The organism is Stenotrophomonas sp. S4 (assembly GCF_054187805.2).
On the sequence record NZ_CM196188.1, the window covers coordinates 3304106 to 3329287 of the forward strand.

Here is a 25182-nt window from a genome sequence, read left to right on the forward strand (position 1 = left end):
GCTCACTCCGCGCGCGGCTTCTTTGCCGCCGGCTCGTTGGAAGAAGAATTCTTGTTCGGCTTCGGACGCTTCGGTGCCGGACCGGTCGGCTTGCTCGGGGCCAGCCCCAGCGCCACCCAGTCGGGCATGATCCGTGCCTTGTCGATGTTGTCGGCCGACACGACCACTTCGGCCTTGTCGACGATGAAGGTGATGGTGTCCGCGGCCTCGTCGATCGCTTCGATGCGGCCCTGCAGGCGACGACGGTTGTCCTGCGGCAGCTTCAGCGTGACCTTGGCCATTTCGCCGAGGTGACGGCCGAACTGCTCCAGGTTGAACAGCGGACGGTCGACGCCCGGCGAAGACACTTCCAGCGTGTAGTTGCCGCTGATCGGGTCTTCGACGTCCATCTGCGCCGACACTTCGCGGCTGACGCGCTCGCAGTCGTCGACATTGATGATGCGCTCGGGCTGTTCAGCCAGCGGCACGTCGATGTAAAGGCGCAGGGTCGCACCGCCGGGGGCCGGCAGATACTCAACGCCCAGCAGCTCCAGGCCCAGCGACACAACGGTCGGGGCGAGCAGATTCGCGATGTCGGTTGCCTTGTCGCTCACAGCCTGCCTTGATCTCTATGGTTGGGTGCCGGCCTTGGCCGGCGTGGAAACATGACGCCCCGGAAACGACAAAGGGCCCGTTGGGCCCCTTTTCCGGAAAGACTCCGGTGACTGGATTCCGGTTGCAACCTGCATTGCCTGCCGGTTGCGGCCCTCCTTCCGGGTCCGGACTCCCGCTGGGAGGCCGCCTTCAGGGGTACTGCTAGGCCGCTGATGATAGCGACTGCACCGCGCTGGTGCAAGATGCGGACCCGGGGTCAGGTCCCTTTTCCACGGGAAAAGGGACCTGACCCCAATCACGCAGAAACGACGCAGACCCCAAAGAAAAACGCCTTCGAAGCAGAACTTCGAAGGCGATTTCTTTACTTGGTAGCGGGGGCAGGATTTGAACCTGCGACCTTCGGGTTATGAGCCCGACGAGCTGCCAGACTGCTCCACCCCGCATCAGAAGCGGAATTATGAGCGAATGCTTCAAAACATGCAAGCCTTCACTCATTCATCAAACCGGTTGGCGCCGATATGAAGTTGGTAGCGGGGGCAGGATTTGAACCTGCGACCTTCGGGTTATGAGCCCGACGAGCTGCCAGACTGCTCCACCCCGCACCGGAAGTGTTTGAACTGCTGCCCTGCTCTTTCGAGGAGGGCTACCGCAACGATGTTCTGGCTGAACCGCTGCAGTGACAACTCAGGCTGCGCATATTACACGAATCGCGCAGCTTTGTGTCAACTTTTATGCAAGATGCGCAAATGCCTGCTGGCACCAGACCATGATCGGGTTCCAGGCCAGGCCCAGGGCCAGCAGTGCCAGCGCGTTCACGCCCAGCACCACGCCCAGCACGCGGTCGTTGCTGCGCGGCATGGCCTCGCCCACCGGCTCATCGAAGTACATGACCTTGATGACACGCAGGTAGTAGAAGCAGCCGACCACGGCGCACAGCACGCCGAGGATGGCCAGCCACAGCAGGCCGCCGTTGACGGCCGCGCCCAGCACCGCCAGCTTGGTCCAGAAGCCCAGGAACGGCGGGATGCCGGCCAGCGACGCCATGATGCACAGCACCAGGCCGGCCATCCACGGGTTGCGGGCATTCAGGCCCTTGAAGTCTTCGATGTTCTCGGCTTCGAAGCCGGCACGCGACAGCGCGATGATCGCACCGAAGGCGGCGGTCGACATGATGGCGTAGGCCAGTGCGTAGAACAGTGCGGCGGCATAGCCCTGCGAACCGCCACCTGCGATGCCCATCAGCAGGAAGCCGATGTGCGAGACGGTGGAGAACGCCAGCATGCGCTTGAGGTTGCTCTGCGCGATGGCCATCAGGTTGCCGATGACCAGCGAGACCGCGGCCAGGCCGGCGATCAGCAGCTGCAGTTCGGTCGACAGCGGGCCCACGCCCATTTCCAGCAGGCGGTACGCCATGCCAAAGGCGGCCAGCTTCGGCGCCGAGCTGATGAACAGTGCGATCGGTGCCGGGGCACCCTGGTACACGTCCGGCAGCCACATGTGGAACGGCGCGGCACCCAGCTTGAAGGCGACGCCGGCAATCATGAACACCGCACCGGTGATCAGCAGCACGCGCTCTTCGGAGTGCGGGATGGCCTCGCGGATGACGTCCAGGTGCAGGCTGCCGGTGGCGCCGTAGATCAGCGACATGCCGTACAGCAGCAGGCCCGAGGCCAGCGAACCGAGCACGATGTACTTCATCGCCGCTTCCGAGGCCAGGCCGTTCTCGCGGTTGCTGGCGACCAGTGCGTAGGAGCACAGCGCCAGCAGTTCCAGGCCCAGGTAGACCATCAGCAGGCTGCCGGCCGAGACCAGGATCATCATGCCGGCGGTGCCGAACAGGATCAGCACCGGGATCTCGCCCTGGAACAGGTTGCGGTCACGCAGGTAGCGCCAGCCGTAGACCAGGGTCAGGCCGCTGAGCAGCACGATCCCGGTCTTCATCACGTCCGCGGCGGTATCGCGCACGAACATGCCATGGAAGACCTCCCCCTGCCCGCCCACGCCGGTGGCCAGCATGAACAGCACCACGGCCAGCGCAGCGAGCGAGAACAGGTGGGTGACGATCTTGTTCCGGTTGCTGACGAACAGGTCGAGGATCATCAGGGCGAAGGCGCTGCCGATCAGCACCAGCTCGGGAGCGAGCGGTGGCAGGTCAGCGGCGGTCAATGGCAGCAGCGGCGAGGTGGTCATCATCAAATCCTGGAATTACAGCAGCTTGCTGGATGCGATCTGCATCGCCAGCTTCGCGATCGAGGGCTCCATCAGGTCGGTCAGCGGCTTGGGATAGATGCCCAGCGCCAGCACGCCAATGGCGAACACGCCCAGCACCAGCCATTCGCGGCCGTTGATGTCCTTCAGTTCGGCAACATGGCTGTTGGCCACTTCACCGAAGAAGATGCGCTTGTACAGCCACAGGGTGTAGGCGGCGCCGATGATCAGGGTGGTGGCCGCGCCCAGTGCGATCCACGGATTACGCTGGAAGGCCGACAGGATGACCATGAACTCGCCAACGAAACCGCTGGTACCCGGCAGGCCCGCGTTGGCCATGAAGAACAGCATGGCGAAGGTGGCAAACCACGGCATCACGTTGACCACGCCGCCGTAATCGGCGATGCGGCGGCTGTGCATGCGGTCGTACAGCACGCCGACGCAGGAGAACATAGCGCCGGACACGAAGCCGTGCGAGATCATCTGCACCATGGCGCCCTGCAGGCCCAGGCGGGCGGCATCGGCGTTACCGGCTTCACGCACCAGCCACAGGGCGATGAAGGTGCCCAGGGTGACGAAGCCCATGTGCGCGATCGACGAATAGGCGATCAGCTTCTTCATGTCGTCCTGAACCAGGGCGACCAGGCCGACGTAGATCACCGCGATCAGCGACAGCGCGATCACCAGCCAGGCCCATTCCTGCGATGCGTCCGGGACGATCGGCAGGTTGAAGCGCAGGAAGCCGTAGCCACCGATCTTCAGGGCGATGGCGGCCAGGATCACCGAACCGGCGGTCGGTGCTTCCACGTGGGCATCCGGCAGCCAGGTGTGGACCGGGAACATCGGCACCTTGACCGCGAAGGCGATCAGGAAGGCGAAGAAGATCCAGGTCTGTTCCTTGGCCGACAGCGGCAGCGCGTACAGGTCGGCCAGCTGGAAGCTGCCGCCCTTCAGGTACAGGTAGATCAGCGCCACCAGCATCAGCACCGAGCCGAGGAAGGTGTACAGGAAGAACTTCAGCGCGGCGTAGATGCGGCGCGGGCCACCCCAGACACCGATGATCAGGAACATCGGGATCAGCATCGCCTCGAAGAACACGTAGAACAGCATCGCGTCCGTGGCCGAGAAGATACCGACCGTGACGCCTTCCAGGATCAGGAAGGCCGCCACGTACTGGTTCACGCGCTTGTCGATGGCGCTCCAGGCGCCGATCAGGGCAAGCACGCTGACCAGGGTGGTCAGCAGGATCAGCGCCACGGCAATGCCGTCCACGCCCAGGTTGTAGCCGATCTTGTACGCCGGGATCCAGGCATGGGTCTCGACGAACTGCAGACCGTCGATGCCCGCGTTGTAGCCGCTCAGCAGCGAGAGGCTCGCCACGAACGTCAGCACCGCTACGCCCAGCGACGCCCAGCGGGCGGTCTGCGCATCACGGATCGCAAGGATCAGGGCGCCACCGAGGACCGGCAGCCAGATGAGGACACTGAGTAGAGGCCAGTTCGACACGTCTTCTTATTCCGTACAGGTCATCAACGCAGGTAATGCATCAGCACGCCCAGCAGGGCAATCAGGCCGATGATCATCGCGAAGGCGTAGTGATAGAGGAAACCGGATTGGGTACGACGCAGCACGCCGGCTGCGACGTCCACAACACGTGCCGAGAGATTGACCACGCCGTCGACGATGTTGCTGTCGATCCAGCGCGAGACCTTGCCCAGCTTGACGCTGCCACCGGCAAAGCCATCGATCCACAGCTTGTCGAAGCCGTACTTGTTTTCCAGCACCGACACCAGCGGAGCGAAGGTCTTGCGAGCCTTGCCCGACAGGTCCGGCTTCCACAGGTAGAACAGCGCGGCCAGCAGGAAGCCCGCAACGGTCAGCATGAACGCCGGAGCCATCATGCCGTGCAGCGCGAAGGCGACCGGGCCGTGGAACTCTTCACCCAGGAAACCGATGGTGTTCTTGGCCGGATCGTAGAAGTCGACCACGCCGGTGAAGAACGTATGCGCCTGGCCCTTGATGGCATCGTGCGCATGGTTGCCGGCCCAGTCGGTGCCGTACAGCATCGGACCGATGCTGAAGAAACCGATGGCGATCGACGGGATGGCCAGCAGGATCAGCGGCAGGGTCACCACCCACGGGGTTTCGTGCGGCTCGTGCGGACCGTGGCCATGGCCGTGGTCGTCGTGATGCGCATCGCCGTGGTGGGCGTCGGCGGCGTGGTGATCGTCATGGCCGTGACCATGATCGTCATGATGCGCGTCGCGGAAACGCTCCTTGCCGTGGAAGGTCAGGAACAGCAGGCGGAAGCTGTAGAAGCTGGTGACGATCACGCCACCCAGCACCGCCCAGTAGCCATAGGTGGCCACCCAGTTGTTGGACAGGTGCGCGTGCAGCTCGGCGGCCTCGATGATGGTGTCCTTCGAGTAGAAGCCGGAGAAGAACGGCGTACCGACCAGCGCCAGGGTACCGATCCACATGGTGATGAAGGTGATCGGCATGTACTTGCGCAGGCCGCCCATCTTGCGCATGTCCTGCTCGTGGTGCATCGCGATGATGACCGAGCCGGCGCCCAGGAACAGCAGGGCCTTGAAGAACGCATGCGTCATCAGGTGGAACACGGCGGCCGAATAGGCCGACACGCCCAGGGCGACGGTCATATAGCCCAGCTGCGACAGGGTCGAGTACGCGACCACGCGCTTGATGTCGTTCTGCACGATGCCGATCAGGCCGGTGAAGAACGCGGTGGTGGCACCGATGAACAGCACGAAGTTCAGCGCGGTCTGCGACAGCTCGAACAGCGGCGACATGCGGGTGACCATGAAGATACCGGCGGTCACCATCGTCGCGGCGTGGATCAGTGCCGAGATCGGGGTCGGGCCTTCCATCGAATCCGGCAGCCACACGTGCAGCGGGACCTGGGCCGACTTGCCCATGGCACCGATGAACAGGCAGATGCAGATGACGGTGGCGATCGACCAGATCACCGGCTCGTTCAGCAGCTGCATGCCCAGGATCGTGCCGTCCCAGATCTGCAGCTGGGCGCGCGGGTCAGCCAGCATGCCGGCCTGCGAGAACACCTGCGAGTAGTCCAGGGTGCCGAACACCCACAGCACGCCGGCGATGCCCAGCAGGAAGCCGAAGTCACCGACGCGGTTGACCAGGAACGCCTTCATGTTGGCGAAGATCGCGGTCGGGCGCTTGAACCAGAACCCGATCAGCAGGTACGACACCAGGCCCACCGCTTCCCAGCCGAAGAACAGCTGCAGGAAGTTGTTGCTCATCACCAGGGTGAGCATCGAGAAGGTGAACAGCGAGATGTAGCTGAAGAACCGCTGGTAGCCCGGATCGTCCTGCATGTAGCCGATCGTGTAGATGTGGACCAGCAGCGACACGAAGGTCACCACCACCATCATCATCGCGGTCAGCTTGTCGACCATGAAACCGACGTGGGCCGAGTACTGGCCGACTTCGAAGAACGTGTAGATGTTCTGGTTGAACGGCTGCGCCCCGCCCCACAGCAGCTGGTAGAGCGTGTACATCGACAGGCCACAGGCAACCGCGACGCCGAGGATGGTGATGGTCTGCGCGCCGAAGCGCTTGACCTGGCGACCGAACAGGCCGGCGATGATGCTGCCGAACAGCGGTGCAAGCACCACTGCGATCAACAGACTCTTGGAGAGAGTGATTTCCATCTGTGGATCAGCCCTTCAACGAATCGACTTCGCCGACATTGATCGTGCGGCGGGTACGGAACAGGGTCACCAGGATCGCCAGGCCGATGGCGGCTTCCGCGGCGGCGACGGTCAGGATGAAGAACACGAACAGCTGGCCGGACGGATCGCCCAGCTGACGCGAGAAGCCGACGAAATTGATGTTCACCGACAGCAGCATCAGTTCGATCGACATCAGCAGGACGATGACGTTCTTCCGGTTGAGGAAGATGCCGGCCAGGCTGATGGCGAACAGCACCGCGCCGAGCGCAAGCATGTGGCCAAGGGTAATCACGGCTGGGTCTCCTCGCCGGCGGCCGGCTTGCTGTTGCTGTGCACGACCGGTGCTTCGGCGCCCATCTTCACCATGCGCAGGCGCTGGCCGGCCTTGACCATGGTCTGCTCACCCGGGTTCTGGCTCTTCACGCCGGTACGGCGGCGCAGGGTCAGCATCACCGCGGCAACCACGGCCACGGTCAGGATGACGGCGGCGAACTCGAACGGCAGCAGGTACTCGGTGAACAGCGTGCGCGCCAGCCAGGTGACGTTGGAGCTGTCGGCGGCGACCGCTGCAGCGTTGTCGGCCGGGAACGGCGTGACCGAGCGGGCCTTGACGCCGATCAGGATCAGCATCTGCGCCAGCATCGCCACCGCGACGATGAGGCCGACCGGCAGGTAGCGCACCCAGCCCTCACGCAGCTTGGTGGGGTCGATGTCCAGCATCATCACCACGAACAGGAACAGCACCATCACTGCGCCGACGTAGACCAGCACCAGCGCCACGCCGAGGAACTCGGCGCCCACCAGCAGCCACACGCAGGCGATGGAGAAGAAGGTCAGCACCAGGCAGAGCACGGCGTGAACCGGGTTGCGCACGCTGATCACCGCACCGGCCGAAACCGTTGCCGCGATGGCGAACACCCAGAAAGCGATATTTACCCAATCCATCTCTCGACCTCAGCGGTAAGCGGCATCGGCGGCGCGACGCTCGGCGATCTCGTTTTCGAGACGGTCGCCCAGGGCCAGCAGCTGCGGCTTGGTAACGATGTTTTCGCCACGATTCTCGAAGTGGTACTCGAGGATGTGGGTTTCGACGATCGAGTCCACCGGGCAGCTTTCTTCGCAGAAGCCACAGAAGATGCACTTGAACAGGTCGATGTCGTAGCGCGTGGTACGGCGGGTGCCGTCTTCGCGCTTGGCCGAGTCGATGGTGATGGCCAGCGCCGGGCACACCGCTTCGCACAGCTTGCAGGCGATGCAGCGCTCTTCACCGTTGGGATAACGGCGCAGAGCGTGCAGGCCACGGAAGCGCGGCGACTGCGGGAACTTCTCCATCGGGTACATCATCGTGTACTTCGGCTTGAAGCTGTACTTCAGCGTCAGCCAGAGACCGGCCAGCAGTTCGAGCAGCAGCAGGCTCTTGAAGTAATGGGTAATCCTGTTCATCACTTTAGACGCCCTTTTGAATCACGCCGAAGAACACCATGACGGCGGTAACCGCGATCCACAGAATGGCCAGCGGAATGAAGACCTTCCAGCCCAGGCGCATGATCTGGTCATAGCGGAAGCGCGGGAAGCTGGCACGGAACCAGATGTAGGCACTGGCGAAGAAGAACACCTTGACGAACAGCCACGGCGCACCCCCCTTCCAGATCCAGTCGACCAGCGGCGAGACGTCGCCGAAGTTGACCCAGCCCTGCACCGGGCTCAGCCAGCCGCCGAGGAAGAAGATCGAGATCAGGAAGCTGATCAGGATCATGTTCGCGTATTCGGCCAGGAAGAACAGGGCGAATGCACCGCCGGAGTATTCGACCATGTGGCCGGCGACGATTTCCGATTCGCCTTCCACGACGTCGAACGGCGCGCGGTTGGTTTCAGCCACGCCCGACACCCAGTAGATGACGAACAGCGGGAACAGCGGCAGCAGGAACCAGTCGAAGAAGCCGGAGCTGCCGGCCTGCGCCATCACGATGTTGCTCAGGTTCAAGCTGCCCGACGCGATCATCACGCCGACCAGGGCGAAGCCCATGGCGATTTCGTAGCTGATCATCTGCGCCGAGGCGCGCATCGCACCCAGGAACGCATACTTCGAGTTGGACGCCCAACCGGCCAGGATGATGCCGTAGATGCCCAGCGAGGTCATCGCCAGCAGGTACAGCAGGCCGGCGTTGGCATTGGACAGCACGATCTGCGAATCGAAGGGCACCACCGACCAGGCCGCAAAGGCCGGGGCCAGGGTGATCAGCGGGGCCAGCAGGTAGATCGCCTTGTTGGCGCTGCTTGGCTGGACCACTTCCTTGAACAGCAGCTTGAAGACGTCGGCGAAGGCCTGGAAGATGCCCATGCCCACGTACATCGGGCCGTGGCGGACGTGCATCCAGCCGATCAGCTTGCGTTCCCAGACCACGTAGAAGGCCACCGAGATGATCACCGGCACGGTGATCACCAGGATCTTCAGGATGATCCAGATCAGCGCGCCGATGTCACCGAGGCCAAGCAGCCACTGGTGCAGCGGGTCGACCGCGTTCAACAGCAATTCGTTCATGCAGCCACCACCGTTACGCGAGCGGCACCCAGCGGCGCGGTCGCGCCGTGGCCCGATTCAATCCAGACCGAACCCGCAGCGACGCGGGCGTCGACCACCACCGGCAGGGTGGCCTTGCCGGCATCGGTGCCGACCTTGGCCATCTGCCCTTCCTGCAGCTGCAGGCGAGCGGCATCTTCAGCGTTCAGCACGATGCGCGGGGCGTTGTTGAGCGGATGCGACTGCAACGCCGGGGCGCGACGGACCACCGCATCGGTGCGGTAGATCGCGGCGGTCGAAGCCACTTCCAGGCCTTCGCCGGCAACCGCCGGCTGTGCCGAGGCGGCAACGGTGACCGACACCGGGGCCAGGCTGGCGCGCAGGCCGGCCAGGTCGGTGAAGTCGAAACCGGCCACAGCCAGGTCGCCGCCCAGGGCGCGCAGCACGCGCCAGCCTTCACGGGCCTCGCCCGGCAGCTTGCCGCCGGCACGGGCCGACTGCTCGCGACCATCGAGGTTGGTCAGGGTGGCGTCGATTTCCGGCAGCGCGCCGATCGGCAGGATCACGTCGGCGACGTCGCGGGTCGAAGCACAGGCGAACTGGCTGAAGGCCACCACCTGGGCACCGGCCAGCGCCTTGCGCGCGGCGGGAGCGTCGGCGAAGTCCAGGCCCGGCTCCAGGCCGTACACCACGTAGGCCTGGCGCGGCTGCGCCAGCATCGCGGCGACGTCCTTGCCGGCCGGCAGCACGCCGGCGCGGGTCAGGCCAACGGCGTTGGCGCCCTGCGGGATGCGGCACAGCTTGGCACCGGTGGCGGCAGCGAAGTCACGCGCGGCAGCGCGGATCGCGGCAGCCTGCGGGTGGTTTTCGGCAATGCCACCGACGATCAGCACGGTGTTGTTGCCGCCCTGCACCGCCAAACGCAGCTCGGCGTTGGCCAGCGCGTCGACGAACTTCGACGGCGCGACGATCTGCTTGCCGGCGATGCTGAAGGCGAAGTCGAAGTCCACCGGGTTGACGACGTGGATCTTCGCGCCGTTGGTGGTCTGCGCCTTGCGCAGGCGGGCGTGCAGCAGCGGCAGTTCGTGGCGGATGTTGCTGCCCAGAACGACGATGCGGTCAGCGCCTTCGATCTCAGCCAGCGGCAGGCCGAACACTTCGGCGGTTGCAGCGTCGGAGAAATCGCGGTTGTTGATGCGGTGGTCGATGTTGCTCGAGCCCAGGCCCTTGGCCAGGCGGGCCAGCAGCGCGCCTTCCTCGTTCGAGGTCGACGGGTGCACCAGCACGCCCAGGTTGTCGCCCTGGTTGGCCTTGAGGATCTCGGCGGCCGCGGCCAGGCCTTCGGCCCAGCTCACTTCCTTCCACTCGCCATTGACCTTGCGCAGCGGCTTGACCGCACGGTCTTCGCTGTACAGGCCCTGGTGCGAGTAGCGGTCACGGTCGGACAGCCAGCACTCGTTCACGGCTTCGTTGTCGCGCGGCACGGTGCGCAGCACTTCGCCGCGACGCACGTGCAGGAACAGGTTCGAACCCATCGCGTCGTGGTAGCCCAGCGATTCGCGCGCGGTCAGTTCCCACGGGCGGGCGCGGAACTGGAACACCTTGTTGGTCAGCGCGCCGACCGGGCAGACGTCGACGACGTTGCCGGACAGCTCGGTGGTCAGCGGCTTGCCGTCGAAGGTACCGATCTGCAGGTTCTCACCGCGGTACATGCCACCCAGTTCATAGGTACCGGCAACGTCGGCGGTGAAGCGGACGCAGCGGGTGCACTGGATGCAACGGGTCATCTCGGTGGCGACCAGAGGGCCCATATCCTCGTCCGGCACCACGCGCTTGCGCTCGTTGAAGCGGCTGACCGAACGGCCATAGCCCAGCGACACGTCCTGCAGCTCGCACTCGCCGCCCTGATCGCAGATCGGGCAGTCCAGCGGGTGGTTGATGAGCAGGAACTCCATGACCGAGCGCTGGAACTTCAGTGCCTTCTCGCTGCGGGTGGCGACCTTCATGCCATCCATCACCGGGGTGGCGCAGGCCGGCGCCGGCTTCGGCGACTTCTCCACGTCCACCAGGCACATGCGGCAGTTGGCGGCGATCGGCAGCTTCTCGTGGTAGCAGAAGCGCGGAATCGAAATGCCGGCCTTGTCGGCCGCCTGGATGATCATCGAGCCCTTGGGCACGACCAGCGACTTACCATCGATCTCGATGGTGACGTGATCGGGTGGGACGCTCGGATTTACGGGTTGCGCGCTCATGCGGCGGCTGCCTCCACCTTCTTGCCGTCAACCATCGAATGACCGTTGACGATGTAGTACTCGAACTCGTCCCAGAACTGGCGCAGGAAGCCCTGGATGGGCCATGCAGCCGCTTCGCCGAACGCACAGATGGTGTGGCCTTCGATCTGGCCGGCCACCGCCTTCAGCTGGTGCAGGTCTTCCATCGTGGCCTTGCCGGCGACGATGCGCTCCAGCACGCGGTGCATCCAGCCGGTACCTTCACGGCACGGGGTGCACTGGCCGCACGATTCCTTGTGGAAGAACTGGCTGATGCGGCAGGCGAACTTGACGCAGCAGACGCTGTCGTCGAGCACCACGATCGCACCCGAACCCAGGCCGGAGCCCAGCGCACGGATGGTGTCGTAGTCCATCGGCAGATCCTTCAGCTCGGCCGCGGTCAGCACCGGCATCGACACGCCGCCCGGGATCGCGCCCTTCAGCGTGCGGCCCGGACGCAGGCCACCGGCCATTTCCAGCAGGTCGTGGAATTTGGTGCCGAGCGGCACTTCGAAGTTGCCGCCGTTCTGCACGCAGCCGGACACCGAGAAGCACTTCGGACCGCCGTTGGCGGTCAGGCTCAGGCCCTTGAACCACTCCGGACCGTTGCGGATGATCGCCGGCACCGAACCGTAGGTTTCGGTGTTGTTGATCGTCGACGGCTTGCCGTACAGGCCGAAGTTGGCCGGGAACGGCGGCTTGTAGCGCGGCTGGCCCTTCTTGCCTTCCAGCGATTCCATCAGGGCGGTTTCTTCGCCGCAGATGTACGCGCCGGCGCCCAGCGCACCGTAGATGTCGATGTCCACGCCCGAGCCCATCACGTTCTTGCCCAGCCAGCCATTTGCATAGGCGTCGGCCAGGGCCTGCTCGAAGTGCTCGAACGGCTCGTGATGGAACTCACCGCGCAGGTAGTTGTAACCCACTGTCGAACCGGTGGCGTAGCAGGCGATCGCCATGCCTTCCACCACCGAATGCGGGTTGTAGCGCAGGATGTCGCGGTCCTTGCAGGTGCCCGGCTCGGATTCGTCCGAGTTGCAGAGGATGTACTTCTGCATGTTGCCCTTGGGCATGAAGGACCACTTCAGGCCGGTCGGGAAGCCCGCGCCACCGCGGCCGCGCAGGCCCGAGGCCTTGACCATCTCGATGACCTGCTCCGGCGGGATCTTCTCTTCGAGGATCTTGCGCAGGGCGGCGTAGCCACCGGTCTTCAGGTAGCTTTCGTACGACCACGGGGTGTCGTAATGCAGGGTGGTGTAGACCACCTGGTGCGGCAGCGGCGCGGGGCCGACCGGACCCTTGGATTCGTGGTGATGTGCCATGCCCTTACTCCAGCCCGTCCAGCAGCTCGTCGACCTTTTCCAGGGTCAGACGCTCATGGTAGTGACCGTTGATGACCATCATCGGCGCGCCACCGCAGCCGGCCAGGCACTCTTCCTCGCGCTTGAGGTAGATGCGGCCGTCCGGGGTCGATTCACCGTGCTTGATGCCCAGCTTCTTCTCGCAATGGCGGACGATGTCCTCGGCGCCATTGAGCCAGCAGCTGATGTTGGTGCAGATGGCCACGTTGTTGCGGCCCACCTTCTCGGTCTCGAACATCGAGTAGAAGCTGGCGACCTCGTAGGCCCACACCGGCGGCAGATCAAGGTACTTGGCCACGCCGGCGATCAGTTCGTCGGTCAGCCAGCCCTCGTTCTGCTCCTGGGCCGCATGCAGGCCCTGCAGCACGGCAGAGCGCTTGCGGTCCGGCGGGAACTTGGACAGCCAGTGATCGATGTGAGCGCGGGTCTTGTCGCTCAGCACCACCATCGGGTCGACGTCGCGCGCCGCCTCGAAATTACCTGTCGCCTTCATCGGCCGACCTCAGCGAAATGCATAACGTGAAATTCCAGAAACTGCGGCGCCGGCTTGCGCCGGCTGCCTGCAGCGGGCGTTGGCGTGGCGGACGGCATTACCGGTCAACCTCGCCGAACACCAGGTCGTAGGTACCGATCATCGCCACCACGTCGGCCAGCATGTGGCCGCGCACGATCGAATCGATCGAGGACAGGTGGGCGAAGCCCGGTGCGCGCAGGTGCACGCGGAAGGGCTTGTTGGCGCCATCGGAGACCAGGTAGCAGCCGAACTCGCCCTTGGGCGCTTCCACTGCCGCGTAGGTTTCGCCGGCCGGCACGCAATAGCCTTCGCTGAACAGCTTGAAGTGGTGGATCAGCGCTTCCATGTCGTCCTTCATGTCCTCGCGCTTGGGCGGAGCGACCTTGAAGTTCTTGACCATGACCGGGCCGGGGTTGGCCTTCAGCCACGCCACGCACTGCTTGATGATGCGGTTGGACTCGCGCATTTCGGCAACGCGGACCAGGTAGCGGTCGTAGCAGTCGCCTTCCTTGCCCAGCGGGATGTCGAAATCGACGGCATCGTACTTGGCGTACGGACGCTTCTTGCGCAGGTCCCAGGCGATGCCCGAGCCGCGCAGCATCACGCCGGTCATGCCCCACTGGTGGGCCAGTTCCGGAGTGACCACGCCGATGCCGACGGTACGCTGCTTCCAGATACGGTTGTCGGTCAGCAGGGTTTCGTATTCGTCGATGCGCTTGGGGAACTCGACGGTGAAGTTCTCCAGGAAGTCCAGCAGCGAGCCTTCGCGCGAAGCATTGAGCTGCTTCAGCGCCTTGCCCTTGTGCCAGCGCGATTCCTTGTACTTCGGCATGTGGTCCGGCAGGTCGCGGTAGACACCGCCCGGACGGTAGTACGCCGCGTGCATGCGCGCGCCGGAGACCGCTTCGTAGCAGTCCATCAGCTCTTCGCGCTCGCGGAAGGCGTACAGCATCACCGCCATCGCACCCAGGTCGAGCGCGTTGGAACCCAGCCACATCAGGTGGTTGAGGATGCGGGTGATTTCGTCGTACATGGTGCGGATGTACTGCGCACGCTCCGGCGCCTCGATGCCCATCAGGGTCTCGATCGCGCGCACGTAGGCGTGCTCGTTGCACATCATCGACACGTAGTCCAGGCGATCCATGTAGCCGATCGACTGGTTGAACGGCTTGGACTCGGCCAGCTTCTCGGTACCACGGTGCAGCAGACCCACGTGCGGGTCGGCGCGCATGATGGTCTCGCCGTCCATTTCCAGGATCAGGCGCAGCACACCGTGAGCGGCCGGATGCTGCGGGCCGAAGTTCATGGTGTAGTTGCGGATTTCCTGCCGGCTTTCGGCGGCGTTGCTGGCGAATGCTTCGCCGGCCTGGTGTACGTGGCTCACTTCACTGCCTCCTGCGCGCGCTCACCTTCTGCGGTCTGCAGACGGGCGTCGTCGCGGATCACGCGCGGCACGCCGACGCGCGGCTCCACCGAGGTGACCGGTTCGTAGATCACGCGCTTCTTTTCTTCGTCGTAGCGGACTTCGACATTGCCGATCAGCGGGAAGTCCTTGCGGAACGGATGGCCGACGAAACCGTAGTCGGTCAGGATCCGGCGCAGGTCCGGGTGGCCTTCGAAGATCACGCCGTACAGGTCGAACGCTTCGCGCTCGAACCAGTTCAGGCCCGGCCAGATGCCGGTCAGCGAGGACACCACCGGCAGTGCTTCGTCAGGGGCGAAGCAGCGCAGGTGCATCATCAGGTTGTGCTGGTACGAACGCAGCTGGGCGACCACGGCGAAACGCTGGGTCGGCATGTGCTGCGGGCGGGCACCGTCGGCACCGTTTTCCTCGGTGGGGAACTCGCCCCACGCGAAGCGGCCCTGGGCCTTGCCTTCGACGCCACGGCTGAAGCCCTGCGAGGACACGTCGGCGGTGTCCCATTCGTCGGAGCCATAACCGAGGTAGTCGACGCCGCAGAGATCCACGGCCTGCTCGAAACCAAACTCGTCACGCAGCGCCAGGGCGGTGGCGTGCCACTCGGCGGCAGGCACTTCCAGCGTCACTTCGCCGCGGGGTTCGACCACGATGACCTTCGCACCTGCGAAACGTGCGGAGAGTCGGTCGATGAAGGATGCTTGCTCTGCCATGGGGGCTTGGCGCGCTCTTGTCAGGTGAAGGGGTCAGCGGGCGATGGTCTGTGTACGCCAGATCTTCTTCTGCAGCTGCAGGATCCCGTACACCAGCGCCTCGGCGGTCGGCGGGCAGCCCGGGACGTAGACGTCCACCGGCACCACGCGATCACAGCCGCGCACGACAGAATAGGAGTAGTGGTAATAGCCGCCGCCGTTGGCGCAGCTACCCATCGAGATGACCCACTTCGGGTCCGGCATCTGGTCGTAGACCTTGCGCAGCGCCGGGGCCATCTTGTTGACCAAGGTACCGGCCACGATCATCACGTCGGACTGACGCGGCGACGGGCGGAACACCACGCCGTAGCGGTCAAGGTCCAGGCGCGCGGCGCCGGCGTGCATCATCTCGACCGCGCAGCAGGCCAGGCCGAAGGTCATCGGCCACATCGAGCCGGTGCGCGCCCAGTTCAGCAGTGCGTCGACGCTGGTGGTGACGAAGCCCTTTTCCAGCAGCGGGTTGTCGCCTTCCGGCCGCAGGATGTCATCAACCCGGCCTTCCGGCGACGGGTTGTTCATGAGGCCATCGAGAGTCTGAATCACTCCCATTCCAGCGCTCCCTTCTTCCAGACGTAAATGAAACCGAGGAACAGCATGCCGACGAACAGGCCCATGGTGATGAGCGAACGGGCGCCCAGTTCCATGAAGACCTGGGTCCACGGCACGATGAAGATGATTTCCAGGTCGAAGACGATGAACTGGATCGCGATCAGGTAGTAGCGCACGTCGAACTTCATGCGCGCGTCTTCGAAGGCCTCGAAGCCGCACTCGTACGGCGACAGCTTTTCCAGATCGGGGCGGCGGGGACCGAGGAATCGACCAACCAGCATCAGCGTAATGCCGATACCGGTGGCAACGATCAGAAACAGCAGAGACGGCAAATATTCGGCCAGCACAGCGATTCTCTCTTGCCTCTGCCGCTGCGCCTGCAGGCGCTTTGGCATGGGGGAGTGGACGGGAATCTGCCTGGCGCCTTGCGCGCCAGACGAACCCGCTTTACTTACAAATGGTGCCCAAGAGGGGACTCGAACCCCTACGACTTGCGTCGCTACCACCTCAAGGTAGTGCGTCTACCAATTCCGCCACCTGGGCAAACGATCACATCAGACTATGTTCCCGATGCGCCGCGTATTGTAACCGGCTTCAGTCTTTCTGGGAGCCTTCCGAAGGCTTTTCTTCACCAGAAACCGAAGATTCCGCCTTAGCCGGCACATTCGCGGCCGGAACCGGGGCGGCCGGGACCGCATCGGCCTTCGGAACGGCCGGCAGTTCGCCCGCCGGAGCCGCCGGAGCGGTCGCCGCCGGGGCGGACATCAGACCCAGGTCCTGGTCGGCCGCCGGGCGGGTGCCGTGACCGGCGTACCAGGCCATGAAGAGGCTGATGCCAAAGAACACGACAGCCAGCCACTTGGTCGACTTGGACAGGAAGTTCGAGGCGCCGCGCGCACCGAACACCGTGCCCGAGGCACCGGCGCCAAAGCCCGAACCCGCCGCCGCACCCGAGCCACGCTGCATCAGGATCAGCGCGATCATGGCCACAGCGACCAGCACGTAGACGACATTGAGGATCAACATCAGCATTGGAAACCGCCCTCGGACAATACTTCTAGGATTAGTTCGCGGCCGCCGCCCGTGCGATGGCCAGGAAGTCCGCGGCCACCAGGGAGGCGCCGCCGACCAGCCCACCATCGACATCCGGCTGCGCGAACAGTTCCCCGGCATTGTCGGGCTTCACGCTACCGCCGTAAACAATGGGCAGTGAATCAGCGATTCTAGCATCGATACGCGCGACTTCGCCACGGATGAACGCGTGCACCTGCTGCGCCTGCTCCTTGCTGGCGGTACGACCGGTACCGATGGCCCAGACCGGCTCGTAGGCGACCACGGCCTTGGCGAAACCGGCCGCGCCGACCAGCTCCAGCACCGGCGCCAGCTGGCTGGCAATGACCGTTTCGGTCTGCCCGGCCTCGCGCTGCTCCAGGGTCTCGCCCACGCACAGCACCGGCACCAGGCCGGCATGCTGGGCGGCGGCGAACTTGCGCGCGACCAGCTCGCTGCTTTCATGATGGTACTGGCGGCGCTCGGAGTGGCCGACCAGGCCATAGCGGGCCCCGACCTCGACCAGCATGGCCGCGCAGACCTCGCCGGTATAGGCACCCTTCTCGTTGCTGCTCACGTCCTGCGCGCCGAAGGCCAGGCCGGTCTCGCCGAAGTCCTCGACCAGCTCGCCCAGGTACGGCAGCGGCGGCAGGATCACCACGTCCACCCCCTCCAGCGGCAGCCCGGCGGCCACCTGCCCCAGCAGTTCATTGGCGAATTGACGGCTGCCATGCAGCTTCCAGTTTCCGGCGACGATCTTGCGGCGCATGAGCGGGTGGCTCCTGTGTGAAGTCAGCCGGTCATGATACCCGCTACGGCAAAAATCCGTTTCCGTGTAAGCGGTTACATGGATTTTCAGCCAACGGCGCAGCCCCTCGTGGCGGGGCGGGGGTGGTTGGTCGCAGAGAGCCCGGTCGGATTTGGGGGACTGGCCGGGTGGGTGGCGATGGCGGGGGACGCCGTAAACCCCCAGGCCGGCCCAGCCGCTGGCGGCTGTGCGTTCGGACGCTTGCGAAGCAGTGCTTCGCAAGCAAAGCGCCCTCACCCCTGGGGGCTTGGCCGCGGCATCCATGCCGCGGACTGATCAGACACCCCGCCATTCCCACCCGCCCGGCCTCTGACACATTCCGGCGGTTCCGCCCGCCACGGAAAGAAAGAAGAGCAATAGCAAAAGCGGCATTGCGGGTGGCTGCCGGGGTCAGATCCCTTTTCCTGCGGAAAAGGGATCTGACCCCTACCCCACACGCATGGGGTGGATCTACCGTGTCGACCAAGGTCGACACCTACCGGAAATCCCGATTTACCCCCCGCCACCGGGAAACTGTCGGGGGTGGGGCGGTGTGGGTTGGCAGGACCGTTGGCGCCATGGATGGCGCCATCGAGCCCCCAGGGACGGGTTCACGGCGTGTCCTGCCAACCCACACCGCCCCGCCCAACCAGTAGAAACCCAGAGCCGCTTTGGCTTTGGCTTTGGCTTTGGCTCTGGCTTCGGCCTCTGCGGGTGCAGGGCGCAGCCCTGCAAAGGAAAAGGCCGCCTTTCGGCGGCCTTCACTTCTTATTACTTCAGTTTGATCTCGCGCAGGCGTTCCTCGAGGAAGCCGTGGGCGGTGATCGCCTCCGGGTACCGGCTCGGGTTCTCCGCGGTGATGCACGAGGGCAGCACGTCGATCAGGAAGTCCGGGTTCGGGTGCAGGAAGAACGGCACCGAGTAGCGCGGCTGGCGCGCCAGGTCACCCGGGGGGTTGACCACGCGGTGGATGGTCGACGGATACACGTGGTTGGTCAGGCGCTGCAGCATGTCGCCGATGTTGACCACGATGGTGTCCGCGTCCGAGGTGAACGGCACCCATTCGCCCTCGTGCGACTGCACTTCCAGGCCCGCGGCACTGGCACCGACCAGCAGGGTGATGAAGTTGATGTCGCCGTGGGCACCGGCACGCACGTTCGGAATGTCGTCGGTGGTGATCGGCGGGTAGTGGATCGGGCGCAGGATCGAGTTGCCGAAGTTGGTCTTGTCGGCGAAGAAGTCCTCCGGCAGGCCGATGTGCAGGGCCAGCGCGGACAGCACGCGCGAACCCAGGTTGTCCAGCGCCTGGTACAGGCCGTAACCGCGCTCACGGAAACCGTCGACCTCGGTCGGCCACAGGTTCGGCGCCATCACGTCCCGGTACTTGGAATCGTCGGCGATTTCGCGGCCGATGTGCCAGAACTCCTTCAGGTCGAAATGCTTGGAGCCCTTGGCGGTCTCCACGCCGAACGGGGTATAGCCGCGGGCGCCGCCGCTGCCGGCCACGTGGTACTTGCGCTTGACCTCTTCCGGCAGGGCGAAGAAGGCCTTGAAGGCATCGTAGGCCGCGTCGATGTCGGCCTGCGGGATGCCGTGGTTGCGGATGCCCGCGAATCCCCATTGGCGGTAGGCCGCGCCCAGCTCGGCCACGAAGGCCTCGCGGTCGCTGTCGAAACGGGTGATATCGAGGGTGGGGATCTGGCTCACAGCGGTTCCTGGCTTGTCGTTGGGTCTGAGGGGGCCAACGCATTCATGGCCCGCCTGAACATTGTGACAGATCGCCCGGGGGACGCCACTCGATACAAGGAAACAAACCGATACAATGCGCGACCCGCGCGCGGAGTAACGCTTCCGTCACGTTGGCCCCGCCCCTCTCCCGCCCCCCCCCTGAACCTGCCCCGCCATGCCCGCAGCTGCCCCTGCCGCCCCCGCCATTGAAGGTTCTGCCCGGCGCTGGCGCCGGCTGGCCTGGTGGTCGCTGTTCATCGCCGGCAATGCGGTGCTGGCCGCGGCGATCGCGCTGGGCAATATACCGCTGCGTGACAATCCGGGCGGCGGCGCCGGCCTGGCCTATCTGGCGGTCGCCCTGCCCGGCCACCTGCTCGCATTCGGTGCGCTGGCCGGCCTGCTGCCGTTGCTGCTGGGCCTGTGGCCGCGCAGTGCGCGTACGCTGAGCATCAGCGCGGTCGTGCTGCAGGGCCTGTGGCTGTGCCTGCTGCTGGTCGACGCCAAGGTCTTCACCCTGTACCGCTTCCACCTCAATGCCATGGTCGTGAACATGGTGTTCGGCGGCGCCCTGCAGGACCAGGTTGCCCTGTCCTGGAAGACCTGGCTGCAGGTCGGCCTGCTGGTTGCCGCAGTGTTCACCGCCGAGGGCCTGCTGGCCTGGGCGTGCTGGAAACTGCTGCCGGCCGCGCCGCGCCGTCGACGGGTGCTGCAGGCCTGGGCGGTGGTCGCGCTGCTGATGGGCGGCGGCCAGGTCGCCACGGCCTACTACGACGCCCGCGGCGACCGCGATGTGATCGCGCAGTGGAACTACCTGCCGTGGGCACAGCCGATCACGGCCAAGAGCTTCATGCGGCGCCTGGGCGTGGTCAGCCAGCAGCATGCCGGCCTGCCCGACCCGCGCCATGCGCAGCTGCTGTACCCGCTGCATCCGCTGCGCTGCCAGAGCCCACATCGCCCCAATGTACTGATGGTGGTACTGGAGTCGCTGCGCCACGATGTGCTGACACCGCAGCTTATGCCCAACGCGTCGGCGCTGGCGCAGGATGCGCGCGTGTTCGACCACCATTTCAGCACCGGCAATGCCACCCGCTACGGCCTGTTCGGGCTGCTCTACGGCCTGCCCGGCGGCTATTGGCCAAGCATGCTTGACGAGCAGCGTGGCTCGCAGCTGTTCCAGGTGCTGGGCCAGCAGGGCTACGACCTGCACCTGTACGGCAGCGCGCCGATGTACAGCCCGGAATTCGACCGCACCGTGTTCGCCGATGTGCGCGACCAGCTGCACCAGGGGCCGTCGGCGCTGAAGTCCGACGGCCGCGACCGCGCCATCATCAGTGCACTGCAGCAGGACATCCGCGCCAGCCAGGCCGCGCAGCGCCCGTGGTTCGGCTTCGTGTTCCTCGACTCCACCCATGCGCCCTACCACATGCCCGACGGCTACCCGCCGGTGGCGACGCCAATGGCCGCGGACATCGACTTCCTCAAGTTCGGCCCGGAGCATGATCCGACGCCGGAACTCAACCGCTACCGCACCGCCGTGCACTATGCCGACAGCCTGATCGGCACGCTGCTCGACGACCTCCGTGCACAGGGCCTGGCCGAGGACACCATCGTGCTGGTCACCGGTGACCATGCCGAAGAGTTCAACGACCTGAAGCTGAATTACTGGGGCCACAACGGCAACTTCTCCGACTACCAGCTGCAGGTCCCGTTCGTGCTGCATTGGCCGGGCAAGGCCGCTGGCCACGACGCACGCACCAGCTCGCACGAAGACTGGGTGCCGACACTGATGCGCCACGCACTGGGCTGCGAGAACGCGCTGGGCGACTACAGCACCGGCCAGGACCTGCTGGCCGAGCCGCAGGGCCAGCGCGCCCTGGTGGTCGAAAGCTGGTCGCAGCGTGCGATACGCCATGGCGACGCCATCTACGTGTTCGACAAATTCGGCAACGCCACCGCCCTGGACCTGCACTACCGCCCGCTGCCGCAGCAGGCGCCGGACGCAGCCGCCGTACGCACTGCATGGGAAGCGCTGACCCGCTTCCGCAACCGCTGACCCTCAAGGATCGATCCCGCATGAACCGTCCGCTGCGCATCCTGCACACCGAAGCCGCCAAGGGAATGGGCGGGCAGGAGATCTACATCTTCCGCCACATGCAGGTGATGCGCGCGCGTGGCCACGAGGTGGCGCTGCTGTGCCAGCCCGAGGCGCGACTGGCCCAGCTTGCACGCGATGATGGCTTCACCGTGCACACCCTGCGCATGGGCGGCCTGCCGCGCCTGCTGCGCGGCATCTGGTCGGTCTCGCGACTGGTGCGCCGCGAGCGCTATGACGTGGTCAACACCACCAGCCGCCGTGATGCGCTGATCGCCGCGGCCGGTGCACGCCTCGGCGGCACACCGCTGGTGGTGCGCTCGCGCCACCTGATGAGCCCGGTCAACTCACTGCTGACCTATACCGGCCTGCCGCACCGGATCATCACTGTCAGCGACTTCGTCAAGCAGCTGCTGGTCGACCGTGGCATCGCCGCAGAGCGCATCGGCATCGTGCCGCCGATGGCGACGCCGCCACGCTGGGACAGTGCCGAGCAGGGCGATCCCTGGACAAGACTGCAGGACACCCGTGCACAGGTGCGTGCCGAACTCGGTTTCGCCGAGCGCGACATCGTGGTCGGCTGCGTGGCCGTGCTGCGCGAAGCCAAGGGCCATGCCGAACTGCTGCATGCCATTGCACCCTTGTGCAGGGCCAACCCCGATCTTCACCTGTGCGTGATAGGCGACGGTGAGCCGGTGATGGGCCGCCTGCAGGCCCTGCGCAGCGAACTCGGCCTGGAGCAGCAGGTGCATCTGCTCGGCTTCCGCAGCGACGCCCACCGGCTGATGGCCGGTTTCGACGTCTTCGCCCTGGCCACACACAAGGAGGCTTCGGGCACGGTGTTCCTCGAAGCCGCGCAGGCAGCGCTGCCGATCGTCTCGCACCGCGTCGGCGGCGTGCCTGAAATGCTGGTGGAAGGTAGCAATGCCATCCTCACCCGGCTGGGCGATGACGCCGCCCTCACCGGCGCATTGCGCCTGCTGGTGGACGATCCGGAACGTCGGCGGCAGATGGGCCGTGCCGGTTGGGACTGGATCCGCAGCACTGCGCGGTTCAGCGCGGCCGGCCATGGCGAGGCCACCGAAAATTATTACCTCCAATGGTTGAAGGAGCTGGGTCATGGCTAATGCCAGAACCGTACCGGTGCTGATGCACCACCATGTCAGCAACTCGCCGGGCATGATCACCGTATCCCCGGAGAACTTCGAGAGCCAGATCGCCTGGCTGGCACGTACCGGCTGGACATCGCTGACGCTGGATCAGTACGCCGACTTCCTTGCCGGCAAGCCGGTACCGCGCAAGTCGATCGTGATCACCTTCGATGATGGCTACCTGGACAACTGGGTCTACGCCCACCCGATCCTGCAGAAGTACGGCATGCATGCGGTGGTGTTCGTGGTCACCGGCTGGATGCACGAAGGCCCGGTGCGCCCGCACGCCGGCATCGAAGGCGCCGAGCTGCCGGTTACGCCGGAGCACCGTGCCTGCGAAGACCTGATCTACAAGCAAGGCCGCAGCGACGAAGTGATGATGCGCTGGAGCGAAGCGCGCGCGGCGATCGAAGCGGGCACGTTCGAGGTCCACTGCCATACCCACAGCCACACCCGCTGGCTGAAGCGTGACGACCTGGATCGTGCACAGCGCCGCGAAGGCATCAGCGGTGACCTGGCGATGGCCAGGCAGACGCTGCTGGAGAAGCTCGGCGAAGTCTCCGACACGCTGTGCTGGCCCTATGGCGACTTCGACGATGACTACATCGAAGTGGCGCGCGAACAGGGCTTCCGCTACCTGCATACCACCCATCCGTTCGGCCGCAACGTGGTGGGTGGAGATCCGGAGCGCATCTACCGTTTCGCGATCCGCAACCGCCCGGCCAGCTGGCTGCGCAAACGCATCGCCTGGAGCTACAACCCGCTGATCGCGCCGATCTTCAACGGCTTCAAGGCCCGGCAGAAGAAGATGGTGCCGGGCCCGTAAACGGCGCAGAGGCGCCCATCCCTGTGATCGGCAGCACCCGATTCTTGAATGGATTCGAAGGAACAGTGAAGGCAATGAACGTACTGGTGACCGGCGGCGCTGGCTATATCGGCTCGCATGCATGCGTCGAGCTGCTGCAGCAGGGACACGACGTCGTCATCGTGGACTCGCTGTGCAACAGCGACGCCAGCGTCGTCGAGCGTATCGGACGGATCACCGGCACGGCACCGGTGTTCGTGCAGGCTGACATCCGTGATCGACTGCGCATGGCCGCCCTGATGCAGCAGCATGCGATCGATGCCGTGCTGCACTTCGCGGCGCTCAAATCCGTGGGCGAATCGCAGAAGGTGCCCCTGCAGTACTTCGACAGCAACATCAGCGGCACGATCGCCCTGCTCGGTGCGATGCAGGATGCGGGGGTGACGCTGCTGGTCTTCAGCTCCTCCGCCACCGTGTACGGCAACCAGGAGCACTGCCCGGTGGCCGAGTCCGCTTCAACCTGTGCAATGACGCCCTACGGCCGTACCAAGCTGGTGGTGGAGCAACTGCTCGCGGACCTGGTCGCGACGGGCCAGGACCTGCACGTGGCGACGCTGCGCTACTTCAATCCGGTCGGCGCACATGACACGGCATTGATCGGTGAGCTGCCGCACGGCACGCCGAGCAACCTGATGCCCTACATCGCGCAGGTCGCTGCTGGCCTGCTGCCGGAAGTCCAGGTCTTCGGTGATGACTATCCGACCCATGACGGCACCGGCGTACGCGACTACATCCATGTGCAGGATGTGGCCAACGCCCACGTGCTGGCCCTGCAGTTCCTGCGCGACCAGCGGCGCAGCATCACGCTCAACCTCGGCACCGGCCAGGGCCACAGCGTGCTGGAACTGATCCAGGCCTTCGAGCAGGTCACCGGGATCCGGATTCCATTCCGCATCGTCCCGCGACGCAATGGCGACATCGCGGTCAGCTTCGCCGACGCCTCGCTGGCGCTGCGCGAGCTGGGCTGGAAGGCCCGTCACTCGCTGGCCGACATGTGTCGTGACACCTGGAAGTGGCAGCGGGAAATGCCGGCCCAAGCGCCACCGACACGCCCGTGAACGAACGACTGCACCTGCCTGCGCCGTGACGCAGGCAGGTTCTGTCAGTCAGAAGAATCGCCCGTAGACGACCTGCACGATCTCGCCGTTGCCCGTGTTGATCAGCAGCGCATCAGGACCGTAGCGAACCCATTCGTAGCCCATCGGCGGCATGTCCAGGCCGAACAGCCAGAAGTCGTTGAGGATGTAGTCTCCGACCCAGTAGGGGCGCGGCAGGATCTGACCGTAATGCCAACGCTGGTAGGCGTAGCCGACCGGCGGATGGTACGGGCCGATGCGGAAGGCATGGTCGGCACGGAAATTGTGCCGGTAGTCATCGCGGAACACCGGTCGTGCATTGACCAGCTCACGTGGCCGCTCCATTCGCGGATAGCCCCACGGCGCCCGCAGGGGCTCCTCGCGTGGGGCGGTCATATGCGGCCCGCCTTCGGGCCGGCGCTCGGCACTGGCAATGGAGACACCGCCCAGCAGCGGCAGCACCAGCAGCGCACCTGCCAGCAGGCGGCGGCTGTAGCGCAGTGAGGTGTTCATGGTCATGGTCCTTGCAACGAA

At 65.1% G+C, this 25182-nt stretch carries 23 protein-coding genes and 3 tRNA genes; 4 read left to right on the plus strand and 22 right to left on the minus strand.

What is annotated here, in order from left to right; all coding sequences use genetic code 11:
* Window positions 1-2: 2 nt before the first annotated feature.
* The 21 genes from rimP to ACUZUJ_RS15695 all read right to left on the minus strand — a co-directional run bounded on the left by rimP (window position 3) and on the right by ACUZUJ_RS15695 (window position 19443).
* A complete protein-coding gene (gene rimP, locus ACUZUJ_RS15595; RefSeq protein ID WP_049401227.1) occupies window positions 3-593 on the minus strand; it encodes a ribosome maturation factor RimP in 591 nt (196 codons plus the stop codon).
* 367 nt (window positions 594-960) lie between these two features.
* Window positions 961-1037 (minus strand) — tRNA-Met (locus ACUZUJ_RS15600).
* An 82-nt stretch (window positions 1038-1119) separates the two neighbouring features.
* Window positions 1120-1196 (minus strand) — tRNA-Met (locus ACUZUJ_RS15605).
* A 127-nt stretch (window positions 1197-1323) separates the two neighbouring features.
* Window positions 1324-2784, minus strand: coding sequence for an NADH-quinone oxidoreductase subunit NuoN (nuoN, locus tag ACUZUJ_RS15610; RefSeq protein WP_075677141.1), 1461 nt, complete (start codon window positions 2782-2784; stop codon window positions 1324-1326).
* A gap of 15 nt (window positions 2785-2799) precedes the next feature.
* The gene (locus ACUZUJ_RS15615) at window positions 2800-4308 is read right to left on the minus strand and encodes an NADH-quinone oxidoreductase subunit M (protein ID WP_458220654.1); all 1509 of its coding nucleotides are present in this window, start codon (window positions 4306-4308) and stop codon (window positions 2800-2802) included.
* 23 nt (window positions 4309-4331) lie between these two features.
* Window positions 4332-6497, minus strand: coding sequence for an NADH-quinone oxidoreductase subunit L (gene nuoL, locus ACUZUJ_RS15620; RefSeq protein WP_101765854.1), 2166 nt, complete (start codon window positions 6495-6497; stop codon window positions 4332-4334).
* 7 nt (window positions 6498-6504) lie between these two features.
* Window positions 6505-6810 (minus strand): NADH-quinone oxidoreductase subunit NuoK, encoded by a 306-nt coding sequence (gene nuoK, locus ACUZUJ_RS15625; protein WP_005410454.1) that lies wholly within the window; start codon window positions 6808-6810, stop codon window positions 6505-6507.
* Window positions 6807-7463, minus strand: coding sequence for an NADH-quinone oxidoreductase subunit J (locus ACUZUJ_RS15630; RefSeq protein ID WP_075677133.1), 657 nt, complete (start codon window positions 7461-7463; stop codon window positions 6807-6809). Before ACUZUJ_RS15630 ends, nuoK begins: the two co-directional genes overlap by 4 nt.
* Before the next feature lie 9 nt (window positions 7464-7472).
* Window positions 7473-7961 (minus strand): NADH-quinone oxidoreductase subunit NuoI, encoded by a 489-nt coding sequence (nuoI, locus tag ACUZUJ_RS15635; RefSeq protein ID WP_005410456.1) that lies wholly within the window; start codon window positions 7959-7961, stop codon window positions 7473-7475.
* A gap of 4 nt (window positions 7962-7965) precedes the next feature.
* On the minus strand, window positions 7966-9060 hold the full coding sequence (gene nuoH, locus ACUZUJ_RS15640; RefSeq protein ID WP_006458641.1) for an NADH-quinone oxidoreductase subunit NuoH: 1095 nt from the start codon (window positions 9058-9060) through the stop codon (window positions 7966-7968).
* The gene (gene nuoG, locus ACUZUJ_RS15645; RefSeq protein ID WP_458220655.1) at window positions 9057-11291 is read right to left on the minus strand and encodes an NADH-quinone oxidoreductase subunit NuoG; all 2235 of its coding nucleotides are present in this window, start codon (window positions 11289-11291) and stop codon (window positions 9057-9059) included. The genes nuoH and nuoG overlap by 4 nt, the downstream gene beginning before the upstream one ends.
* The gene (nuoF, locus tag ACUZUJ_RS15650) at window positions 11288-12628 is read right to left on the minus strand and encodes an NADH-quinone oxidoreductase subunit NuoF (RefSeq protein ID WP_005410459.1); all 1341 of its coding nucleotides are present in this window, start codon (window positions 12626-12628) and stop codon (window positions 11288-11290) included. Before nuoF ends, nuoG begins: the two co-directional genes overlap by 4 nt.
* Window positions 12629-12632: 4 nt before the next feature.
* Complete coding sequence (gene nuoE / locus ACUZUJ_RS15655; protein WP_312719740.1) at window positions 12633-13160, minus strand: NADH-quinone oxidoreductase subunit NuoE; 528 nt, start codon at window positions 13158-13160, stop codon at window positions 12633-12635.
* A 97-nt stretch (window positions 13161-13257) separates the two neighbouring features.
* Entirely contained in the window at window positions 13258-14565 is a 1308-nt protein-coding gene (locus ACUZUJ_RS15660) for an NADH-quinone oxidoreductase subunit D (protein WP_006458796.1), read from the minus strand.
* Window positions 14562-15311, minus strand: coding sequence for an NADH-quinone oxidoreductase subunit C (locus ACUZUJ_RS15665; protein WP_005410462.1), 750 nt, complete (start codon window positions 15309-15311; stop codon window positions 14562-14564). Before ACUZUJ_RS15665 ends, ACUZUJ_RS15660 begins: the two co-directional genes overlap by 4 nt.
* A gap of 33 nt (window positions 15312-15344) precedes the next feature.
* A complete protein-coding gene (locus ACUZUJ_RS15670) occupies window positions 15345-15899 on the minus strand; it encodes a NuoB/complex I 20 kDa subunit family protein (protein WP_005417936.1) in 555 nt (184 codons plus the stop codon).
* Window positions 15890-16246, minus strand: coding sequence for an NADH-quinone oxidoreductase subunit A (locus ACUZUJ_RS15675; RefSeq protein WP_008265012.1), 357 nt, complete (start codon window positions 16244-16246; stop codon window positions 15890-15892). Before ACUZUJ_RS15675 ends, ACUZUJ_RS15670 begins: the two co-directional genes overlap by 10 nt.
* Window positions 16247-16357: 111 nt before the next feature.
* Window positions 16358-16442 (minus strand) — tRNA-Leu (locus tag ACUZUJ_RS15680).
* Between the two features lie 51 nt (window positions 16443-16493).
* Window positions 16494-16931, minus strand: a complete 438-nt coding sequence (gene secG, locus ACUZUJ_RS15685) for a preprotein translocase subunit SecG (protein ID WP_014037951.1) — start codon at window positions 16929-16931, stop codon at window positions 16494-16496.
* Between the two features lie 31 nt (window positions 16932-16962).
* Complete coding sequence (gene tpiA / locus ACUZUJ_RS15690) at window positions 16963-17718, minus strand: triose-phosphate isomerase (RefSeq protein WP_014037952.1); 756 nt, start codon at window positions 17716-17718, stop codon at window positions 16963-16965.
* 789 nt (window positions 17719-18507) lie between these two features.
* Window positions 18508-19443 carry an isopenicillin N synthase family dioxygenase gene (locus ACUZUJ_RS15695; protein WP_135966402.1) on the minus strand — a complete coding sequence of 312 codons (936 nt, stop codon included), beginning with the start codon at window positions 19441-19443 and terminating at the stop codon, window positions 18508-18510.
* 196 nt (window positions 19444-19639) lie between these two features.
* Here ACUZUJ_RS15695 and ACUZUJ_RS15700 point away from each other — a divergent pair, with 196 nt between their 5' ends.
* The 4 genes from ACUZUJ_RS15700 to galE all read left to right on the plus strand — a co-directional run bounded on the left by ACUZUJ_RS15700 (window position 19640) and on the right by galE (window position 24630).
* Complete coding sequence (locus ACUZUJ_RS15700) at window positions 19640-21517, plus strand: DUF3413 domain-containing protein (RefSeq protein ID WP_458220473.1); 1878 nt, start codon at window positions 19640-19642, stop codon at window positions 21515-21517.
* 20 nt (window positions 21518-21537) lie between these two features.
* Window positions 21538-22683, plus strand: coding sequence for a glycosyltransferase family 4 protein (locus ACUZUJ_RS15705; protein ID WP_458220474.1), 1146 nt, complete (start codon window positions 21538-21540; stop codon window positions 22681-22683).
* A complete protein-coding gene (locus ACUZUJ_RS15710; protein ID WP_014037956.1) occupies window positions 22676-23533 on the plus strand; it encodes a polysaccharide deacetylase family protein in 858 nt (285 codons plus the stop codon). Before ACUZUJ_RS15705 ends, ACUZUJ_RS15710 begins: the two co-directional genes overlap by 8 nt.
* A gap of 74 nt (window positions 23534-23607) precedes the next feature.
* On the plus strand, window positions 23608-24630 hold the full coding sequence (gene galE / locus ACUZUJ_RS15715; RefSeq protein ID WP_458220475.1) for a UDP-glucose 4-epimerase GalE: 1023 nt from the start codon (window positions 23608-23610) through the stop codon (window positions 24628-24630).
* Window positions 24631-24678: 48 nt separating this feature from the next.
* Here the strand turns inward: galE and ACUZUJ_RS15720 are convergent, their stop codons facing one another.
* Window positions 24679-25161 carry an RcnB family protein gene (locus tag ACUZUJ_RS15720; protein ID WP_458220476.1) on the minus strand — a complete coding sequence of 161 codons (483 nt, stop codon included), beginning with the start codon at window positions 25159-25161 and terminating at the stop codon, window positions 24679-24681.
* Window positions 25162-25182 lie beyond the last annotated feature (21 nt).

Bases quoted from the DNA above. Each gene is read 5' to 3' on its own strand.
- ACUZUJ_RS15710 (WP_014037956.1), top strand. From the start codon at position 22,676: ATGGCTAATGCCAGAACCGTACCGGTGCTGATGCACCACCATGTCAGC.
- nuoE (WP_312719740.1), bottom strand. From the start codon at position 13,160: ATGAAGGCGACAGGTAATTTCGAGGCGGCGCGCGACGTCGACCCGATG.
- galE (WP_458220475.1), top strand. From the start codon at position 23,608: ATGAACGTACTGGTGACCGGCGGCGCTGGCTATATCGGCTCGCATGCA.
- nuoI (WP_005410456.1), bottom strand. From the start codon at position 7,961: ATGAACAGGATTACCCATTACTTCAAGAGCCTGCTGCTGCTCGAACTG.
- ACUZUJ_RS15665 (WP_005410462.1), bottom strand. From the start codon at position 15,311: ATGGCAGAGCAAGCATCCTTCATCGACCGACTCTCCGCACGTTTCGCA.
- secG (WP_014037951.1), bottom strand. From the start codon at position 16,931: ATGCTGATGTTGATCCTCAATGTCGTCTACGTGCTGGTCGCTGTGGCC.
- nuoG (WP_458220655.1), bottom strand. From the start codon at position 11,291: ATGAGCGCGCAACCCGTAAATCCGAGCGTCCCACCCGATCACGTCACC.
- ACUZUJ_RS15705 (WP_458220474.1), top strand. From the start codon at position 21,538: ATGAACCGTCCGCTGCGCATCCTGCACACCGAAGCCGCCAAGGGAATG.
- ACUZUJ_RS15720 (WP_458220476.1), bottom strand. From the start codon at position 25,161: ATGAACACCTCACTGCGCTACAGCCGCCGCCTGCTGGCAGGTGCGCTG.
- nuoN (WP_075677141.1), bottom strand. From the start codon at position 2,784: ATGACCACCTCGCCGCTGCTGCCATTGACCGCCGCTGACCTGCCACCG.
- tpiA (WP_014037952.1), bottom strand. From the start codon at position 17,718: ATGCGCCGCAAGATCGTCGCCGGAAACTGGAAGCTGCATGGCAGCCGT.
- ACUZUJ_RS15670 (WP_005417936.1), bottom strand. From the start codon at position 15,899: ATGGGAGTGATTCAGACTCTCGATGGCCTCATGAACAACCCGTCGCCG.
- ACUZUJ_RS15700 (WP_458220473.1), top strand. From the start codon at position 19,640: ATGCCCGCAGCTGCCCCTGCCGCCCCCGCCATTGAAGGTTCTGCCCGG.
- ACUZUJ_RS15630 (WP_075677133.1), bottom strand. From the start codon at position 7,463: ATGGATTGGGTAAATATCGCTTTCTGGGTGTTCGCCATCGCGGCAACG.
- nuoH (WP_006458641.1), bottom strand. From the start codon at position 9,060: ATGAACGAATTGCTGTTGAACGCGGTCGACCCGCTGCACCAGTGGCTG.
- nuoL (WP_101765854.1), bottom strand. From the start codon at position 6,497: ATGGAAATCACTCTCTCCAAGAGTCTGTTGATCGCAGTGGTGCTTGCA.
- nuoF (WP_005410459.1), bottom strand. From the start codon at position 12,628: ATGGCACATCACCACGAATCCAAGGGTCCGGTCGGCCCCGCGCCGCTG.